This window comes from Gilliamella sp. HK2, assembly GCF_001690265.1.
GTDB classification, from domain to species: domain Bacteria; phylum Pseudomonadota; class Gammaproteobacteria; order Enterobacterales; family Orbaceae; genus Gilliamella; species Gilliamella apicola_C.
In genome coordinates this window covers 1-1,133 of record NZ_LZGV01000065.1, presented here as the reverse complement: position 1 = coordinate 1,133, position 1,133 = coordinate 1, and the positions used below count along the sequence as shown (strand labels likewise).

General features: G+C 28.2%; 1 protein-coding gene. It reads right to left on the bottom strand.

Translation table 11 applies throughout. From position 1 onward, the window contains the following. Positions 1 to 340 precede the first annotated feature (340 nt). Positions 341 to 472 carry a phage/plasmid replication protein, II/X family gene (locus A9G45_RS14960; RefSeq protein WP_081297838.1) on the bottom strand — a complete coding sequence of 44 codons (132 nt, stop codon included), beginning with the start codon at positions 470 to 472 and terminating at the stop codon, positions 341 to 343. Between the last annotated feature and the right edge of the window lie 661 nt (positions 473 to 1,133).

Genomic DNA, 1,133 nt, shown 5'->3' with positions numbered 1-1,133 from the left:
AATAAAATAACAATTGTTCATTAATTATTATTTTATTATTTAAAAAATATTCTGATAATAGGTGATAATTACAATTAACTTTACCTTTCAATTCACAACAACCTTATTTAACATAATATACATTATGCGAACCTAGATAAACGTACATAAAATTAGACAATGAAACCAGCATAATCATGACCTCAATTGAAAAAACACGACTCACTAGTAAAATATTAAATTAATCAACAAATTAACAAACATTAAGAATAAATAATCATTAAAATCAATATGTTAGAATAATGTATATTATGTTAAATAAGGTTGTTGTGAATTATATCATCGTAAAATGATGTCGGCTCTACGTACCCACTCGGACACTTTCGTACAGCCAAAAAGTTTTTTGTGACATAGAGTTCTTAACAAATTGATAACCGTCATTTAGTAATAATCGATAAAAAGTATAAATTCGATTAGCTTTTGAATATGAGATTTTCCTGTTCTAGTAATAATTGATTGACAAAATACTCAATCAAAAGATGTTAAGTGGCAATTAATAATTAGAACTGATACGGACGATAAAGGACTTAAAGTTTCATAGATATTTTTATCGTGGTACGCATAATGGCATTTTGCGTACCACGATAAACGTACGTAAAACTAGACGATGAAACTAGCATAATCATGACCTCAAATAAAAAAACATAACCCGCCAACAAAAAATTAAATTAATCAATTTGTGAATTAAGAATGAAGAATAAATGACCATTAAAATCAATTATGTTATAACTTGTCGGCTGTTTAATTGGCCGTTTATCGTCGCTCTTCTTTTTTAATGCTGGGCACTTTGTCCTTCAAAGTTGTTCAAAAAAAGTTAAATAAAATCAATGTGTTTTCTGACTGTTTTTTATTGTGTTTATTTACAACGGTACTTTCTGCCACCTCATCACCTTTGTTTCGGATACTTACAATTAAGCTTGGTGCCACTTAAACAGGCTTTATGTTGCTAATTAAAGTGTGTTGATAGGCAAATGCCTATTTGATTAACCAAGTATAGTTTCACATATAGGCACTTTAGTGATAATGAATAAGCTTAGTTTACAAAACAGGTAATTATAGAATTAATTCCAGCTTGCATTACTAACTTTATTTTT